The organism is Caballeronia sp. LZ024 (assembly GCF_031451455.1).
Classification (GTDB): domain Bacteria; phylum Pseudomonadota; class Gammaproteobacteria; order Burkholderiales; family Burkholderiaceae; genus Caballeronia; species Caballeronia telluris.
Window position 1 is genome coordinate 2,948,027 of record NZ_JARUXL010000001.1, and the last position, 17,282, is coordinate 2,965,308.

The 17,282-nt window shown below is 64.4% G+C and carries 17 protein-coding genes; 12 read left to right on the forward strand and 5 right to left on the reverse strand.

The window, feature by feature from the left end; genetic code table 11:
* Positions 1-97 precede the first annotated feature (97 nt).
* Positions 98-874 (reverse strand): enoyl-CoA hydratase, encoded by a 777-nt coding sequence (locus tag QCE48_RS13215; protein WP_309787287.1) that lies wholly within the window; start codon positions 872-874, stop codon positions 98-100.
* Between the two features lie 144 nt (positions 875-1,018).
* Between QCE48_RS13215 and paaN the strand changes: the two genes are divergently transcribed.
* The 4 genes from paaN to paaK all read left to right on the forward strand — a co-directional run bounded on the left by paaN (position 1,019) and on the right by paaK (position 5,450).
* Positions 1,019-2,728, forward strand: a complete 1,710-nt coding sequence (gene paaN, locus QCE48_RS13220; RefSeq protein ID WP_309787286.1) for a phenylacetic acid degradation protein PaaN — start codon at positions 1,019-1,021, stop codon at positions 2,726-2,728.
* Positions 2,729-2,843: 115 nt separating this feature from the next.
* Positions 2,844-3,635: a 2-(1,2-epoxy-1,2-dihydrophenyl)acetyl-CoA isomerase PaaG gene (gene paaG, locus QCE48_RS13225; protein WP_309787285.1), complete on the forward strand. Its 792-nt coding sequence runs from the start codon at positions 2,844-2,846 to the stop codon at positions 3,633-3,635.
* A gap of 55 nt (positions 3,636-3,690) precedes the next feature.
* The gene (gene paaI, locus QCE48_RS13230) at positions 3,691-4,077 is read left to right on the forward strand and encodes a hydroxyphenylacetyl-CoA thioesterase PaaI (RefSeq protein ID WP_235025895.1); all 387 of its coding nucleotides are present in this window, start codon (positions 3,691-3,693) and stop codon (positions 4,075-4,077) included.
* Between the two features lie 71 nt (positions 4,078-4,148).
* Positions 4,149-5,450 (forward strand): phenylacetate--CoA ligase PaaK, encoded by a 1,302-nt coding sequence (gene paaK, locus QCE48_RS13235; protein ID WP_309787284.1) that lies wholly within the window; start codon positions 4,149-4,151, stop codon positions 5,448-5,450.
* Positions 5,451-5,508: 58 nt separating this feature from the next.
* On the opposite strand, the gene QCE48_RS13240 is transcribed toward paaK, so the two are convergent.
* A complete protein-coding gene (locus tag QCE48_RS13240; protein ID WP_309788327.1) occupies positions 5,509-6,765 on the reverse strand; it encodes an MltA domain-containing protein in 1,257 nt (418 codons plus the stop codon).
* A gap of 71 nt (positions 6,766-6,836) precedes the next feature.
* Positions 6,837-7,211, reverse strand: a complete 375-nt coding sequence (gene apaG / locus QCE48_RS13245; protein WP_309787283.1) for a Co2+/Mg2+ efflux protein ApaG — start codon at positions 7,209-7,211, stop codon at positions 6,837-6,839.
* A gap of 212 nt (positions 7,212-7,423) precedes the next feature.
* Between apaG and rpe the strand changes: the two genes are divergently transcribed.
* The 8 genes from rpe to QCE48_RS31875 all read left to right on the forward strand — a co-directional run bounded on the left by rpe (position 7,424) and on the right by QCE48_RS31875 (position 14,620).
* A complete protein-coding gene (gene rpe, locus QCE48_RS13250) occupies positions 7,424-8,113 on the forward strand; it encodes a ribulose-phosphate 3-epimerase (RefSeq protein ID WP_309787281.1) in 690 nt (229 codons plus the stop codon).
* Positions 8,110-8,850: a phosphoglycolate phosphatase gene (locus QCE48_RS13255; RefSeq protein WP_309794166.1), complete on the forward strand. Its 741-nt coding sequence runs from the start codon at positions 8,110-8,112 to the stop codon at positions 8,848-8,850. The genes rpe and QCE48_RS13255 overlap by 4 nt, the downstream gene beginning before the upstream one ends.
* 394 nt (positions 8,851-9,244) lie before the next feature.
* Positions 9,245-10,741: an anthranilate synthase component I gene (gene trpE, locus QCE48_RS13260; RefSeq protein ID WP_309787279.1), complete on the forward strand. Its 1,497-nt coding sequence runs from the start codon at positions 9,245-9,247 to the stop codon at positions 10,739-10,741.
* Between the two features lie 13 nt (positions 10,742-10,754).
* Positions 10,755-11,342 (forward strand): aminodeoxychorismate/anthranilate synthase component II, encoded by a 588-nt coding sequence (locus QCE48_RS13265; RefSeq protein WP_309787278.1) that lies wholly within the window; start codon positions 10,755-10,757, stop codon positions 11,340-11,342.
* Between the two features lie 11 nt (positions 11,343-11,353).
* Complete coding sequence (gene trpD / locus QCE48_RS13270; protein WP_116567841.1) at positions 11,354-12,385, forward strand: anthranilate phosphoribosyltransferase; 1,032 nt, start codon at positions 11,354-11,356, stop codon at positions 12,383-12,385.
* Between the two features lie 11 nt (positions 12,386-12,396).
* Complete coding sequence (gene trpC, locus QCE48_RS13275) at positions 12,397-13,182, forward strand: indole-3-glycerol phosphate synthase TrpC (protein ID WP_309787276.1); 786 nt, start codon at positions 12,397-12,399, stop codon at positions 13,180-13,182.
* Positions 13,183-13,199: 17 nt separating this feature from the next.
* Positions 13,200-13,856, forward strand: a complete 657-nt coding sequence (locus tag QCE48_RS31870) for a CYTH domain-containing protein (RefSeq protein WP_404983124.1) — start codon at positions 13,200-13,202, stop codon at positions 13,854-13,856.
* Positions 13,853-14,620 (forward strand): uracil-DNA glycosylase, encoded by a 768-nt coding sequence (locus tag QCE48_RS31875; RefSeq protein WP_404983123.1) that lies wholly within the window; start codon positions 13,853-13,855, stop codon positions 14,618-14,620. The genes QCE48_RS31870 and QCE48_RS31875 overlap by 4 nt, the downstream gene beginning before the upstream one ends.
* 73 nt (positions 14,621-14,693) lie before the next feature.
* Here QCE48_RS31875 and QCE48_RS13285 read toward each other — a convergent pair whose 3' ends face one another.
* Together QCE48_RS13285 and QCE48_RS13290 are read right to left on the reverse strand one after the other, a co-directional pair.
* Entirely contained in the window at positions 14,694-15,290 is a 597-nt protein-coding gene (locus QCE48_RS13285; RefSeq protein ID WP_309787275.1) for an NAD(P)H-dependent oxidoreductase, read from the reverse strand.
* A gap of 148 nt (positions 15,291-15,438) precedes the next feature.
* Entirely contained in the window at positions 15,439-17,238 is a 1,800-nt protein-coding gene (locus tag QCE48_RS13290) for a M61 family metallopeptidase (RefSeq protein WP_309787273.1), read from the reverse strand.
* Positions 17,239-17,282 lie beyond the last annotated feature (44 nt).

The following is a 17,282-nucleotide window of genomic DNA, read 5'->3' on the forward strand; positions in this document are numbered from 1 at the left end:
CGCACTCACTTCCCGCTTCCTCGCCACTCATCGAGCAGCGAAGGAACGGAATTCTAGTGCCCACCCGCGCGTTGCGCAAGCGCTTTTTTAAAGAATTTTAGCGATGCTTGAATACCGGCTTACGCTTCTCGACGAATGCAGCCATTCCTTCCTTTTGATCGTCAGTCGCGAACAGGGAATGGAACAGGCGGCGTTCAAAATGGACGCCCTCCGCAAGTGTCGTTTCATAAGCGCGATTGACCGATTCCTTTGCCATCATTACCGCGGGCAGCGAGAAGCTTGCGATGACCGCAGCAGCATCGACGGCCTCTTCAACACAACGATCCGCCGCCACGACACGCGACACGAGACCCGCGCGCTCGGCCTCGTCGGCATCCATCAAGCGCGCGGTCAGGCATAAGTCCATCGCCTTGGCCTTCGATACCGCCCGCGGCAGTCGTTGCGTGCCGCCGGCGCCCGGAATGACGCCTAGCTTAATCTCGGGCTGTCCGAACTTCGCGGTGTCGGCGGCGATGACGATGTCGCACATCATCGCCAGCTCGCATCCGCCGCCTAGCGCAAAGCCCGAGACGGCGGCGACGATCGGCTTGCGAATCGAGCGGATGGTCTCCCAGTTACGCGTGATGTAGTCGCCCTTGTAGACGTCCATATAGGAATAGCCGGCCATCATGCCGATGTCCGCGCCGGCGGCAAACGCCTTCTCGCTGCCGGTCAGGACGATCGCGCCGATGTCGTCGTCCGCGTCGAACTGCTTCAGCGCGGCGCCGAGTTCGTCCATCAAAGCGTCGTTCAGTGCGTTGAGCGCCTTCGGCCGGTTGAGGGTGATGACGCCAACCCGTCCCCGCGTCTCGGTCAAGATATTCTCGTAAGCCATCCATTCCTCCTATCAGTGTCCATGTTCGCCCGGCCGCGAAAACGCTTTTCGCGCGCATCTCAATAATGCTAACATTGGCAAACCAACCGGTCGGTTAATTAATCGACTTGCCGCCGCCCACGTTTTTCTTTTCCCTCTGCCACCATGACACATCCGCTATTCACGAAGCACCAGGCGACGCTCGACAAGGCGCTCGCAGCCATCGAAACGCGCGGCTACTGGAGCCCGTTCGCCGAGATGCCGAGCCCCAAAGTGTACGGGGAAACCGCTAACGCGGATGGCGAGGCAGCGTTCAAAAGCCACCTGAACCGCACCTTCGAACTCGACCAGCCGTCAACTGGCGACACGGTAGGCAGCGAGCGGTCGCCGTTCGGCATCGCGCTCGAGATTCGCTACCCGAAGGCGGACCTCGACGCGCTTCTTGCCGCTTCCGCCGCGGCGCAGGAGGACTGGCGCGCAGCGGGTCCGGAAGCGTGGGTCGGCGTGAGCCTCGAAATCCTGTCGCGTCTGAACCGCGCGAGCTTCGAAATCGGCTACAGCGTGATGCATACGACCGGCCAGGCCTTCATGATGGCCTTCCAGGCGGGCGGCCCGCACGCACAGGACCGCGCACTCGAAGCCGTCGTCTACGCGTGGGATCAGCTTCGCCGTATTCCCGCAGAAGCACACTGGGAAAAGCCGCAGGGCAAGAACCCGCCGCTCGCGATGCAAAAGCGCTTCAATATCGTTCCGCGCGGCACCGGCCTCGTGCTCGGCTGCTGCACCTTCCCGACCTGGAATGGCTATCCGGGCCTCTTTGCCGATCTCGCGACGGGCAACGCGGTGATCGTCAAGCCGCACCCGGGCGCGATTCTGCCACTCGCCGTCACGGTGCGCATTGCCCGCAACGTCCTGCGTGAAGCCGGTTTCGATCCAAACGTCGTGACCCTCCTCGCGACCGAACCGAACGACGGTTCGCTCGTGCAGGACCTTGCCGTGCGCCCGCAGGTCAAGCTGATCGACTTCACCGGCAGCACGCAAAACGGCACCTGGCTCGAGCGCAACGCGCATCAGGCGCAGGTCTATACCGAAAAGGCCGGCGTCAATCAGATCGTGATCGATTCCGTCGATGACATGAAGGCGGTCGCACGCAATATCGCGTTCTCGCTGGCTCTGTATTCGGGCCAGATGTGCACGGCGCCGCAAAACATCTACGTCCCGCGCGACGGCATTCGCACGAACGAAGGCACGCTCTCCTTTGACGACGTCGCGAAATCGCTCGCGGGCGCGGTCGAAAAGCTCGTCTCCGATCCGGCGCGCGCCGTCGAACTCACGGGCGCGATCCAGAACGACGGTGTGATCCAGCGGATTGAGGAAGCACGCAAGCTCGGCGTCGCGCTGACCGACAGCCAGACGCTCGCGCATCCCGCTTTCCCCGACGCCCGCGTCCGCTCCCCGCTGATGCTGACGCTCGATGCCCGCACCCACGCCGCGCAGTTCACCAGGGAATGGTTCGGGCCGATCTCGTTCGTGATCGCGACGGATTCCACGGCGCAATCGCTCGAACTGGCCGGTTCCATCGCGGCCGAGCACGGCGCGCTCACGCTTTCCGTCTACAGCACGGACGACGCGACCATCGATGCCGCGCAGGAAGCCGCCATTCAGGGCGGCGTCGCGCTGTCGATCAACCTGACGGGCGGGGTCTTCGTCAACCAGTCGGCTGCGTTCTCGGACTTCCACGGCACCGGCGCCAACCCCGCAGCGAACGCCGCGCTCGCGGACGCCGCGTTCGTCGCAAACCGCTTCCGCGTCGTTCAGAGTCGGGTGCATGTTGCACCGAAAGCCGCGCCCGCGGAAGTCGGCCAGAAGGCGTAAGCCGAACTGCAGTGCCGATGGCCTACGCCGTTCGGCCGAATGGAAAATGCCCGTGCCGGCGGCTAGTATCGGCGCTGGAACTGGCATGTTGGGTGCGGAGACTGGAGGAGACACCATGTCCGAAAAATCGATACTGCATCACATCGACGGCGATTCGCGCGTCGCCACGCTCACGCTCAACCGTCCGGACAAGCTGAACAGCTTCACCCGGGCGATGCACGCGCAACTGAGCCACGCGCTCACGGAAATCGAGGCGAGCAACGCTCGCGCGCTCGTCATCACAGGCGCGGGACGCGGGTTTTGTGCCGGTCAGGATCTCGCGGATCTCGACTTCACGCCGAATGCCATGACCGACCTCGGCGACCTGATCGAGGAGTACTTCAATCCGCTCGTGCGACGTCTGCAGGCCATGTCGCTGCCGATCATCGCCGCGGTCAACGGTACGGCGGCCGGCGCAGGGGCAAACCTCGCGATGGCGTGCGACCTGGTGATCGCCGCGCGCTCGGCGAGCTTCATCCAGGCGTTCGTGAAGATCGGCCTCGTGCCGGATTCGGGCGGCACGTGGCTATTGCCGCGACGCGTGGGCGAGGCGCGCGCGCTCGGGCTCGCGCTCACCGGCGAAAAGCTCGGCGCGGAAAAGGCCGAGGCCTGGGGCATCGTGTGGAAAGTGGTGGACGATCAGGAACTGCAGGCCGCCGCCGGGCAGCTCGCGGCGCAACTCGCCCAGCAGCCGGCGGGCGCGGTCGCGGCGATCAAGCGCGCAATCCGCGCGAGCGCGAACAACACGCTCGACCAGCAACTCGATCTCGAACGCGACTGGCAACGCGACCTCGGCGCGTCGTACGACTATGCCGAGGGCGTCGCTGCATTCAAGGAAAAGCGCGCTCCGCGCTTCGAAGGCCTGTGAATTCCGGGAGATACCTGTGACGCCGCAACAACTCGCCGAAGCAACCGCCCAGTCCATGTACGAAGCCGACGCGTGCACCCGCGCACTCGGCATCGAGATTCTCGAAGTGCGTCCGGGCTACGCGCGCCTGCAAATGAATGTGCGCCCGGACTTCCTGAACGGCCACGACATCTGCCACGGCGGCCTCATCTTCACGCTCGCGGATTCGACGTTCGCGTTCGCGTGCAATTCGTACAACATCAGCACGGTCGCGGCCGGTTGCTCGATCGAATTCCTGCGGGCCGTCAAGGGCGGCGACCGCCTGACGGCAGAAGGCATCGAACAAACGCTAAACGGTCGCACCGGAATCTACGACATTCGCGTGACGAACCGCGAAGGCGAAACCGTTGCGATGTTCCGCGGCAAGTCTGCGCAGATCAAAGGCACCGTAATTCCAGTCTGAAGGCGCCATCCTCCCGCGCGACGCCGCCGAAAGACCGACCGTGATACACCACGACATGAAGGAGACACCCGATGACTACCCCGCTGCCGCTCGAGCCGATTGAAAAGGCGAGCCGCGACGAACTCGCCGCGCTGCAACTCGACCGCCTGAAATGGTCCCTTAAGCATGCCTATGAGAATTCGCCCGTGTACCGGCGCAAGTTCGACGAAGCAGGCGTCCATCCGGACGACGTGAAATCGCTCGCCGATCTGGCGCGCTTCCCGTTCACCACGAAGAAGGACCTGCGCGACAACTATCCGTTCGGGATGTTCGCCGTGCCGCAGGAGCAGGTTTCGCGCATCCACGCGTCGTCGGGAACGACGGGCAAGCCGACGGTCGTCGGCTACACGGCAAAAGACATCGACACCTGGGCGAATCTCGTTGCCCGCTCGATCCGCGCGGCCGGCGCCCGGCGCGGCGACAAGGTGCACGTGAGCTACGGCTACGGCCTCTTCACCGGCGGTCTCGGCGCGCACTACGGCGCGGAGCGGGCCGGCCTGACCGTGATCCCGTTCGGCGGCGGGCAGACCGAGAAGCAGGTTCAACTGATCCAGGATTTCCGGCCGGACATCATCATGGTCACGCCGAGCTACATGCTGTCGATCGCGGACGAGATGGAACGCCAGGGCATCGATCCGGCGAGTTCGTCGCTGCGCATCGGCATCTTCGGCGCGGAACCGTGGACCAACGACATGCGTTCAGCGATCCAGAAACGCATGGGCATCCGCGCGGTCGACATCTATGGACTTTCCGAAGTGATGGGTCCGGGCGTGGCGTCCGAATGCGAGGAAACGCAGGACGGACCGACAATCTGGGAAGACCACTTCTATCCCGAGATCATCGATCCGGAGACGGGAGAAGTGCTGCCCGACGGCGAATTCGGCGAACTCGTGTTCACTTCGCTGACCAAGGAAGCGCTGCCGATCATCCGCTATCGCACCCGCGATCTCACGCGCCTGTTGCCCGGCACCGCGCGCACGATGCGTCGCATGGAAAAGATCACCGGCCGCTCGGACGACATGATGATCATCCGCGGCGTGAACGTCTTCCCGACGCAGATAGAAGAGTTGCTGCTGAAGCGCGCCGCGCTCGCACCGCACTATCAGATCATCCTGACGAAGGAAGGTCCGCTCGACGTGATGACGCTCAATGTCGAGCCGTGTCCGGAATCGGCGCCCGATCACGCCGCGCTCGATAGCGCGAAGGTTGCGCTCGCCTATGACATCAAGGCGCTGATCGGCGTCACCGCGATCGTGAACGTGCTCGGGCTGAACGGAATCGAACGGTCGGTCGGCAAGGCGCGGCGTGTAGTGGATCGCCGGAACCTGGCTTGAGTGTCACGACTGTGCGCTCGCGGCGCTGATCGGCCGCGAGCGCTTCGGCAATTGCGCTTCAGGAATTAGGCAACAAAAGCCACATCCGGCCGCCCTGCTTCATTCGCCCGGCGAGATCGCCGGCGTCGTCGCCGAGTCCCCAGAAGTAGTCGGCGCGCACGCCGCCCTTGATTGCGCTGCCCGTGTCCTGCGCGAACACGAGTCGGTTCATCGGCGAATTGCTGAGCGGCCGCGTCGTCTGAAGGAAGACCGGCGTGCCGAGCGGGATGGCCGAAGGATCGACCGCGATCGAACGTTCGGGCGTGAGCGGCACGCCCAGCGCGCCGACCGGCCCGTCGCCCGTCTGCGCCGCGAGCGCGTCGTTCGACGGCATCTCGCGGAAGAACACGAAGCGCGGATTGACGTCGAGCAGCGCATCCACTCGCGCCGGATTCGCCTTCGCCCACGCCTTGATGCCCTGCATCGTCGCCTGCGCGGGCGTCAGTTCGCGGCGATCGAGCAACTCGCGGCCGATCGACCGGTACGGCTGATTGTTCGTCCCGCCGAAGCCGACGCGCATCACGCTGCCGTCTTCCATCACGACGCGTCCCGAGCCCTGCACCTGCAGGAAAAACGCCTCGATCGGATCGTCTACCCAGACGAGTTCGTTGCCGTTCAGCACACCCGACGCTTCGAGCTGCGCGCGCGCCGGAAGTTGCGCGCCCGCCTTGTAGCGATACGGCCAGCGATACAGCGCGTATTGATATGCCCCGTGACGCGTGCGTGCGCCGCGCAGGAGCGGCTCGTAGTATCCGGTCACGAGACCGTCGAGCGTTCCGTCCGTGTTCGCCAACTGGAAGGGCGTGAAATAGGTTTCGAAGAAGTCGCGGGCGGCCGACATGTCGAGGTCGTCGAGCCGCTGGGCCGCCGCGCACGCCTTGCGCCACGCCGTTTGCTGCGCGAGACGGTTGCAGTTCTGGCGCAGCGCGGCCGTCGCGCCGATCAGCGAATCGTCCTGCCAGCCCGGCACCTGCTGCCAGCTCACCGCGGTCAGGCGCGACGCCGCGCGCTGCCCCGTCACGATCGGCGTGCCTGTCGGCGACACGCCTTTACCCGTCTTGATCGCTCCGCCGCCGCCGCACGACGCGAGCATCACCGCCGCCGCTATCGAAGCCACCCACGAAGCCGCCCGGACCGTCACGCCGGTGCCCGGCCGCATGAAACGCATACAATGTTCGTTCTTGATGGGAACCGCCATGTCTGATCTGTTCGACGAATATCCAATGCTGATTTTTGCGCTCGAGTCGCTCGCAGCGCTGTTCCTGCTGATCTTTATCGTCGCGTGGACGGCGTCGGGCAAGAAGAAAAATCGCGCGAACGATTCGGCGAATAACCGCTGATTCAGGTTTAGTGCAGCGTGCGAGGCATGTGCAGCGCGAATTCCGCGACCGGCGCCTCGAAGCGCTCGCCATCTTCCGCCACGCAGAAATACTCGCCGCGCATCGTGCCGACGGGCGTGGCGATCACGGCCCAGCTCGTGTACTCGAACTGCTCGCCGGGCGGCAACAGCGGCTGATGCCCGACCACGCCGAGCCCTTTCACTTCCTGCACGCGTTCATCGCTATCGGTGATGATCCAGTGACGCGCGATCAATTGCGCCGTCACTTCGCCCGTATTGCGGATCGTCAGCGTGTAGGCGAACGCGTACTGGTGGCTGTCCGGATCGGATTGTTCGGGCAGATAGCGCGTCGCGACGGACACGCTGAATTCATACTGGGCCATCGTTTTTCCAATTCGACATTCGATACGGGCGCCCGGCGCGGGACGGCGAAAATACAGCTTGCGCCGCTTGGTGACGCATTCTGCTTGATGCAGCCTGTGGCCGCAACACGCAGCGGCCGCCAGATTTAACGCCGGCATGGCCGATCGGACAGGCGCCCAACACGCGGTGTCGCGGTAAAATGACGCCTTTCCGCTTGCCACCGGCCCACGCCATGACGCAATTTCGCATCGCTCCGAGCATCCTCTCCGCCGACTTCGCCAGGCTCGGCGAGGAAGTCCGCAACGTCGTCGCGGCGGGCGCCGACTGGATCCACTTCGACGTGATGGACAACCATTACGTGCCGAACCTGACGATCGGGCCGCTGGTATGCGAGGCGATCCGCCCGCATGTCGACGTGCCGATCGACGTGCATCTGATGGTGCGCCCGGTGGACCGCATCATTCCGGACTTCGCGAAAGCCGGCGCCAATGTGATCAGTTTTCACCCGGAAGGTTCGGATCACATCGACCGTTCGCTTTCGCTGATCCGCGATCACGGCTGCAAGGCGGGCCTCGTCTTCAACCCGGCCACGTCGCTCAATTATCTCGATCACGTGATGGATCGCCTCGATCTGGTGCTCATTATGTCGGTGAATCCGGGCTTCGGCGGGCAGTCGTTCATTCCCGAGGCGCTCGTCAAGCTGCGCGAAGCGCGCGCGCGCATCGACGCGTACCGCGAGCGCACCGGCCGCGAGATTCACCTGGAAATCGACGGTGGCGTGAAGGTCGACAACATCGCCGAAATCGCAGCGGCCGGCGCGGACACGTTCGTCGCAGGCTCGGCGATCTTCGGCAAGGGCGATTACCGGAAAGTGATCGACGAAATGCGTGCAGAACTCGCGAAAGCAGGAGCGAAACAATGAGCGACATCGCCGCGGCCGCTTTGCCCGCATTCACCAGCAAGCCGATTCGCGCCGAGATCATCGATCTCGACGGCAAGTTGGTCGAAACTGCCGACGACTTCGTCGCGGCCCTGAACGCGATGCTCGAACGCATCGGCGCGCCGCCCACGAAGCGCGAGGAAGTCGTCGGCTATGTCGGCAAGGGTTCGGAAAACCTGATCCGCAGCGTACTCGCGGTGCGCTTCTCGCCGTCGCAGGCAGCCGCGCAGTTCGACGACGCCATCGCCATCTATCAGAGCGAATACGCGAAGATCAACGGCCGCCATTCGACGCTCTTTCCGCAGGTCAAGGAAGGCCTCGAAGCGATGCGCGAGCTCGGCATCGCGCTCGCGTGCGTAACCAACAAGCCGCACCGCTTCGCGGTCGAATTGCTGACGCACTTCGGGCTCGTCGGCTATTTCAAGGTGGTGCTCGGCGGCGACTCGCTCGCGCAGAAGAAGCCCGACCCGCTGCCAATGCTCACCGCGTGCGAGCGGCTCGACGTGCTGCCGCGCGAAACAGTCGCGGTCGGCGATTCGGAGAACGACGCGCTCGCGGGCCGCGCGGCGGGCATGGCGACGCTCACGGTGCCCTACGGCTATAACCACGGCAAGGCTGTGCAAACAGTAAAATCCGATGGTATAGTTTCCACGCTGCATGCCGCAGCGCAGGCGATCGCCGCTACCCTGGCGCCGTCCGCACCCACACCGACTGAATAGTCCACTCTCATGTTTCTGAACAAAAAACGGAGTCTGAGCAGCATCGACCGGGGAGCCTGGCCCTGGCGTCGCTGGTCGCGCTGACCTCGCCTGAGGTACGCTGAAGCTTTCACTTCAGCATCCGTTTTTTGTTTCGCTGCGCATTCCGCGCGCCGATCCCGCTGAATTACCGTGCCTCGAGTTTGCTCGAGGACTACCCCAAGTCGCATCATTCGTTTGTCGAACGCCTTGTATCAGGCGCGTCGCTCGTCGACGCGCCGCGTTACTCGGGCGAACGCTGGCGCATGGGGCGGCAGCGAGTTCGACGACACGCGGAAAATCCTCCCGCAGCGCCCCAGTTTGTGCCCGATGCCGCGTATAACTCCAGAACGCGCGACACGACAAGGATCGCAAAATGACCGAACTCGAATTCCAATCGCTGGCGAACGAAGGCTTCAACCGCATTCCGCTCATCGCCGAAGCGCTCGCCGACCTCGAAACGCCGCTCTCCCTCTATCTCAAGCTCGCGCAGGCCGAACGCAGCGGCGCGAACTCGTTCCTGCTGGAATCGGTGGTGGGCGGCGAGCGCTTCGGGCGCTACTCGTTCATCGGCCTGCCCGCGCGCACGATGGTTCGCGCGGGCAACGGCGTGTCGGAAGTGGTGCGCGACGGCAAAGTGATCGAGACCGACGAAGGCGATCCGCTCGCGTTCATCGAGCAATTCCAGAAGCGCTTCAAAGTGGCGCAGCGTCCCGGTTTGCCGCGTTTTTGCGGCGGCCTCGCAGGCTATTTCGGCTATGACGCGGTGCGCTACATCGAGAAGAAGCTCGCCAACAGCGCGCCGCCCGACGACCTCGGCCTGCCCGACATCCAGTTGCTGCTGACCGAAGAAGTCGCCGTCATCGATAACCTCGCGGGCAAGCTCTACCTGATCGTCTACGCCGATCCGTCCGTGCCCGAAGCGTACGCGAAAGCGAAGCAGCGTCTGCGCGAATTGCGCGCGCGGCTGAGGACGACGGTCCAGCCGCCGGTGACGTCGGCGAGCGTGCGCACGGAAACGTATCGCGAGTTCGGGAAAGAGGATTATCTGAACGCCGTGCGGCGCGCGAAGGAATACATCGCCGCCGGCGAACTGATGCAGGTGCAGGTCGGACAGCGGCTCATCAAGCCGTTTCGCGACAACCCGCTCTCGCTCTATCGCGCGCTGCGCTCGCTGAATCCGTCGCCGTACATGTATTACTACAACTTCGGCGGCGAGTTTCACGTCGTCGGGGCGTCGCCGGAAATTCTCGTGCGCCAGGAAAAGCGCGCCGACGATCAGATCGTCACGATCCGTCCGCTCGCGGGTACGCGTTCGCGCGGCAATACGCCCGAGCGGGACGCCGAACTCGCGACCGAACTGCTGAACGACCCGAAGGAAGTCGCCGAACACGTCATGCTGATCGACCTCGCGCGCAACGACGTCGGCCGCATCGCGCAGACGGGTTCCGTCGCGGTGACCGACAAGATGGTGATCGAAAAATATTCGCACGTTCAGCACATCGTCAGTTCGGTCGAGGGCAAGCTCAAGCCCGGCATGACGAACTACGACGTGCTGCGCGCCACCTTCCCCGCCGGCACGCTTTCGGGCGCGCCGAAAGTGCGGGCGATGGAACTCATCGACGAACTGGAGCCGGTCAAGCGCGGGCTGTATGGCGGGGCCGTCGGCTATCTGTCGTTTTCCGGCGAGATGGATCTGGCGATCGCGATCCGCACGGGCCTCATCCACAAGGGCAATCTGTATGTGCAGGCGGCGGCGGGCGTCGTCGCGGATTCGGTGCCTGAATCTGAATGGCAAGAGACCGAAAACAAGGCGCGCGCGGTGCTGCGCGCCGCCGAGCAGGTGCAGGACGGCCTCGACAGCGACTTCTGACGGAGAAACGACCATGCTTTTGATGATCGACAACTACGACTCGTTCACCTACAACCTGGTCCAGTACTTCGGCGAACTCGGCGAAGACGTACAGACCTATCGCAACGACGAAATCACCCTCGACGGCATCGCGAAGCTCGATCCGGAGCGCATCTGCCTGTCGCCGGGGCCGAGCAATCCGCAGCATGCGGGCATCACGCTCGCCGTGCTGCGCGAATTTTCCGGCAAGCTGCCGATTCTCGGCGTCTGCCTCGGCCATCAGGCGATCGGCGAGGCGTTCGGCGGGCGCGTCGTGCGCGCGCAGACCATCATGCACGGCAAGGTGAGCGAGATCGAAACCGACTGCAAGGGCGTGTTCGCCGACCTGCCGAAGCATTTCAAGGTGACGCGCTATCACTCGCTCGCGATCGAGCGCGAATCGCTGCCGGACTGCCTCGAAGTGTCCGCGTGGACGCCCGACGGCGAGATCATGGGCGTGCGTCACAAGGAACTGGCGGTGGAAGGCGTGCAGTTCCACCCCGAATCGATCCTGTCCGAGCACGGCCACGCGCTGCTCGAAAACTTCGTGAAAAGCCCGGCGCAAGGCAAGCGCGCGCGATGAGCGAGTCGAACATGACCATTACTCCGCAAGAAGCGCTGCAACGCACGATCGAGCATCGCGAGATTTTCCACGACGAAATGCTGCATCTGATGCGCATGATCATGCGCGGCGAGATGTCGCCCGTCATGGCCGCCGCGATCATCACCGGCTTGCGCGTGAAGAAGGAAACGATCGGCGAGATCGCCGCCGCCGCCACCGTGATGCGCGAGTTCGCGAATCACGTCGAAGTCGAGGACAACTCGAATTTCGTCGATATCGTCGGCACGGGCGGCGACGGCTCGCACACCTTCAACATCTCCACCGCGACGATGTTCGTCACCGCCGCCGCCGGCGCGAAGGTCGCGAAGCACGGCAATCGCGGCGTGTCGAGCAAGTCGGGCAGCGCGGACGTGCTCGAAGCGCTCGGCGTCAATATCGACCTGAGCCCGGAACAAGTGGCCGCGTCGATTGCCGAAACGAACATGGGCTTCATGTTCGCGCCGAACCATCATCCGGCGATGAAGAACATCGCGCCGGTGCGCCGCGAACTCGGCGTGCGGACGATCTTCAACATCCTCGGGCCGCTGACCAATCCCGCCGGCGCGCCGAACCAGTTGCAGGGCGTGTTCCACGAGGATCTCGTCGGCATCCAGGTGCGCGTGATGCAGCGGCTCGGTGCGAAGCACGTGCTGGTTGTCTACGGCAAGGACGGCATGGACGAAGTGTCGCTCGGCGCGGCGACGCGCGTCGGCGAACTCGTACACGGCGAAGTGCGCGAGTACGAGATTCATCCGGAAGACTTCGGCTTGCAGATGGTCTCGAACCGCACGCTGAAAGTGGAAGACGCGCAGGAATCGAAGACGATGCTGCTCGGCGCGCTGAACGACAAGCCGGGCGTCGCGCGCGAGATCGTCACGCTGAACGCGGGCACGGCGCTCTATGCGGCGAACGTCGTGGAATCGATCGCCGACGGCATGAAGGTCGCGCGCGAGGCGATCGCGAGCGGCGCCGCGCGCGAGAAAGTCGACGAACTCGTGCGCTTCACGCAGCAATTCAAAAAGTAACGGGATAAACCATGAGCGACATTCTCGACCGCATCATCGCGGTCAAACGCGAAGAAATTCTCGCAGGGCTCGCGAGCGCGCCGCTCGAGGAATTGCGGCTCGAAGCGAGCGCGCGCGACCATCGCGATTTCGTCGGCGCGTTGCGGGCGAAGCACGCCGAAGGCAAGCCCGCGATCATCGCCGAGGTGAAGAAAGCGAGCCCGTCGAAGGGCGTGCTGCGCGAGGACTTCGTGCCCGCCGACATCGCCCGCTCGTACGAAAAAGGCGGCGCCGCGTGCCTTTCCGTGCTGACCGACGTGCAGTTCTTCAAAGGCAGCGTGGCGTATCTGGAAGAAGCGCGCGCCGCGTGCAGCCTGCCCGTGCTGCGCAAGGACTTCATCATCGATCCGTATCAGATCATGGAAGCGCGCGCGATGGGCGCCGACTGCATCCTGCTGATCGCGGCGGCGCTCGAACTTCCGAAGATGCAGGATCTCGAAGCCTACGCGCACTCGCTCGGGCTCGCGGTGCTCGTCGAAGTGCACGACGCCGAGGAACTGCGCCAGGCGCTCACGCTCAAGACGCCGCTGATCGGCATCAACAACCGCAACCTGCGCACGTTCGAGACGTCAATCGAAACGACCATCGGCATGCTCGAAGCGATTCCCGACGACCGGATCGTCGTGACGGAATCGGGCATTCTGAGCCGCGTCGATGTCGAGCGGCTGCGCGCGATGGACGTGCACACGTTCCTCGTCGGCGAGGCGTTCATGCGCGCCGACGAGCCGGGCACCGAACTCGCGCGCATGTTCTTCTAACTTTCGCGGACGTCACTTTGAGCATCGAACGAGAGATCAAGCTGGCGTTGCCGGCGTCGCAGCACGACGACGCCGCGCGCTTTTTCACCGAACGCACCGGGCGCGAAGGCACGAGCATCGCGCTGGCGAACGTCTATTTCGACACGCCCGAGCTCATGCTCGCGAAGGCGAAGAGCGCGCTGCGGCTGCGGCGCACGCCGCAACAATGGCTGCAGACGTACAAGACCGTCGGTCAGTCGAAGGCGGGATTGCACAGCCGCTTCGAGTGGGAAATGCCGGTCGCGGGCGAAGCGCTGGACGTCGACGCGATCCTCACCGCGTGCGGCGACGAACACGCGCGCGATGCGTTGCGCGAGGCGGCGCCGGAACTGATCGCCGTGTTCCGGACGGATTTCACGCGCGTCTACTGGGATATCGAGCACGACGGCGCGATGATCGAAGCCGCGCTGGATCTCGGCGAGGTGAGCGCGGAAGTCGACGGCGAAACGCGCAAGACCCCGATCAGCGAAGTCGAGCTGGAACTGAAATCCGGCGACGAAAACGCGCTTTCGACACTGTCGGCGGAGCTGCGCGGCGCGTTCCCCGACCTGGAGCCGGACGACGTCAGCAAGGCCGAACGCGGCTATCGGCTGCGGGCGCAGGCGCCGCAGGACTCGACGGGCGCCGCGAAATGAATCAGACCGCGCTCTTCGACGTCCCTCAAACCACGGCCACGCTGGAAAGCCAGTTCGACGCCCTGCCCGCCGACTGGCGCCGGCATCTGAAACCGTTCATCGAAAGCACGCATTACGCGACGCTCTGCGCGTTCGTCGATGCGGAGCGCGCCGCCGGCAAAACTGTCTATCCCGCCGACGTCTTTCGCGCCCTGCGTCTCACGAGCCCGGAAGACGTGAAGGTCGTGATTCTCGGCCAAGACCCGTATCACGGCGAGGATCGCGGCGCGCCGCAAGCGCACGGACTCGCGTTTTCGGTGCCGTCGCCGGTGCGGCCGCCGCCGTCGCTGCGCAATATCTTCAAGGAAATCAACGCGAGTCTCGGTTTCGGCGCGCCGAAGCACGGCTGCCTCGATTCGTGGGCGAAACAAGGTGTGCTGCTGCTGAACACGTCGCTGACGGTCGAGCGCGACAAGGCGGGCAGTCATGCCAAACGCGGCTGGGAGCAATGCACCGACACGCTGATCCACGAACTCGCGATGCGTCACGACGGGCTCGTCTTCATGCTGTGGGGCGCGCACGCGCAGGCGAAGCGCGCGTTGATCGCGGGCACGGGAAAAGCGCATTGCGTGCTGGAAGCGCCGCATCCTTCGCCGCTGTCGGCGCATCGCGGGTTTCTCGGCTGCGGGCACTTCGCGATGGCAAACGACTATCTCGCGAAACACGGCCGCAAGCCGATCGACTGGCGCCTGCCCGACGATCCGCAACAGTTCGCTCAGACGTAAAAAAACCCGCCGAGGTCGAAGACCCGGCGGGTTTTTCACATCACATCACATCACATCAGATCACGCGAAACACTCACACCGCGGCGATCGACTCACGCGCGCTCGCGAGCGCGGCGCCCGCGACTTCCGGGCCCATCGCGAGGCCTTCGGCGTAGATGAAGCTCACGTCGGTCATGCCGAGGAAGCCGAGGAACGACTTGAGATACGGCGTCTGCGAATCGTGCGGCGTGCCGGCGTACTTGCCGCCGCGAGCCGACACGACGAACACCTTCTTGCCCTTGACCAGACCTTCCGGACCGTTCGCCGTGTACTGGAACGTGATGCCGGCACGCGCGATCCAGTCGAAGTACGTCTTCAGTTGCGACGAAATGCCGAAGTTGTAGAGCGGCGCCGCGATCACGACGACATCCGCCGCTTGCAGTTCAGCGATCAGCGCTTCGCTTTTCGCGTTGATCACGGCTTGCTCGGCCGTGCGCTTGTCGGCGGGCGTGAAGAACGCGCCGAGCGTGGCGTCGTCGAGATGCGGCAGGTTGTCAGCGAGCAGGTTGCGCACCACCGTCTTCGAGCCCGGATTCGCGTGTTGCAGTTTTGCGGTCAGTTCGTCGGCGAGCAGCGTCGATTGGGCGCCTTGCGAACGGGCGGCGGAATTGATTTGCAGAATGGTCGTCATGATGGCTCCTGGTCCTACGTTTGGGTTTCGGGCGCCGTTTGCGCTCGGACAGGATGCATTCTTCTTTTTTCGGACGACCGGAACAAGCTGTGCGCTCATGACGGATTGTTGCAGTGGTAGAACAATCCGCCTTTCCGCTGCGCTGGACTCAGCCTTTCAGCCAGCGCTCCCGCCATTGCTTGCCCGGACCGCGGCCGTCGCTCGCGGTCAGCGTGTAGCGCGTGACTTCGGGCGCGTCGAGTTTCAGCTCCGTGCGGCGCAGTTCATCGCGGCGGAACGCGTGCACTTCGACCTTCGCGCCGGGCAGATAGCGCGCGAGCAACGCGTCGAGATTGGAGCCGGTGACGCGCAGGCCGTCGATCGCGACCAGCACGTCGCCGGCCGACAGACCCGCCTTCTGCGCCGCGCCGCCGTCGTGGACGACCGCCAGGACGCAATCCGCGCCGCCGCGCACGCGCGCGCCGAGCGACGGCTTGCCGGCCGTGCCGTTGGTCGCGGGCTCGGGCGCGAGCGCGACGCCGAACGGCTCGAAGAGCGCATCGAGCGGCAGGTCGCGCGTGCCGTGGACGCCTTCGCGGAAAAGTTTGCGCAGATCGGCGCCGGTCGCTTCGGCGAAGAGCGCCTCGACCTCGGATTCCTCGATGCCGCGCAGCTTGCCGCGATAGAAGTCGCGCCCGTAGCGTTGCCAGAGCAGGCGCATGACGTCGTCGAGCGATTTGCGGTTGCCCGTTTGCGCGCGGATCGACAGATCGAACGCGAGCGCGACGAGCGATCCTTTCTGGTAATAGCTGACGATCGCGTTCGGCGAATTTTCGTCGGCGCGGTAGTACTTGACCCACGCGTCGAACGAGCTTTGCGCGACGGTCTGCTTGAGGCGGCCGCTGCCGCGCAGCACGCCGCCGATCGTCTTGCCGACGAGCGAAAAGTAGTCGCTCGCGCTGATGAGGCCGCTGCGCACGAGCATCAGGTCGTCGTAGTAGGACGTGAAGCCCTCGAAGAGCCACAGCAGCGACGTGTAATTTTCCTGCGACAGATCGTATGGCGCGAACGCCGCCGGCTTGATGCGCTTCACGTTCCACGTATGGAAATACTCGTGGCTGCAAAGGCCGAGATATGTTCGATAACCGTCGGTCATCTCCGCGCGGCCGAGCACCGGCAGATCGCCGCGATTGCAGATGAGCGCGGTGGAGGCGCGATGCTCCAGTCCGCCGTAACCATCGCTGACGGCGACCGTCATGAACACGTAGCGATCGACGGGCGCCTTCTTCGTGCGCGGCTCGAAGAGCGCGATCTGCGCCTCGCAGACGCGCTTCAGGTCCACCGCGAGCCGGTTCATGTCGAGACCGACGACGCGGCCCGAAATCACGATGTCGTGCTTCACGCCATGCGCGCTGAAGCTGCCGAGCGCGAATTCACCGAGCGTCACCGGATGGTCGATCAGCTCGTCGTAGTTTTGCGCCTGATACGCGCCGAAGCCATAGCGCTTCGTGCCGCGCGCTTCCGGCAGCGCGGTCGCGACGCGCCAGTTGCGATACGCCGCGCCCGGCGGTGCCTGAATATCGACGACACACGGCGCATCGGCCTGACCTTCGACCGCCAGAAACACGCTCGTGCCGTTGAAGAAACCGACGGTGTCGTCGAGATGCGCCGCGCGCACCGACATGTCCCAGCCGTACACCTCGTAGCGCAGCGTCATCGGGCCGTCGTGCGGCGCGGCTTGCCACGCGTGCTTGTCGATTTTCTCGATCGCGATCTTGCGGCCCGCCGCGTTGAACGCCTGCAAGGTCACGATGTTGCGCGCGAACTCGCGGATCATGTAGCTGCCCGGAATCCAAACCGGCAGCATGAAGCGCTGTCCGGCGGGGTCGGGCGCGGCGACGGTCAGCGTCACTTCGAACAGATGCGCGCCGGGATTCTTCGGAACGATGGTGTACTGGATCGGATTCATGGTGCTGTCCTTGTTCTTCTTGCGGCGCTTTCGGGACACGCCGG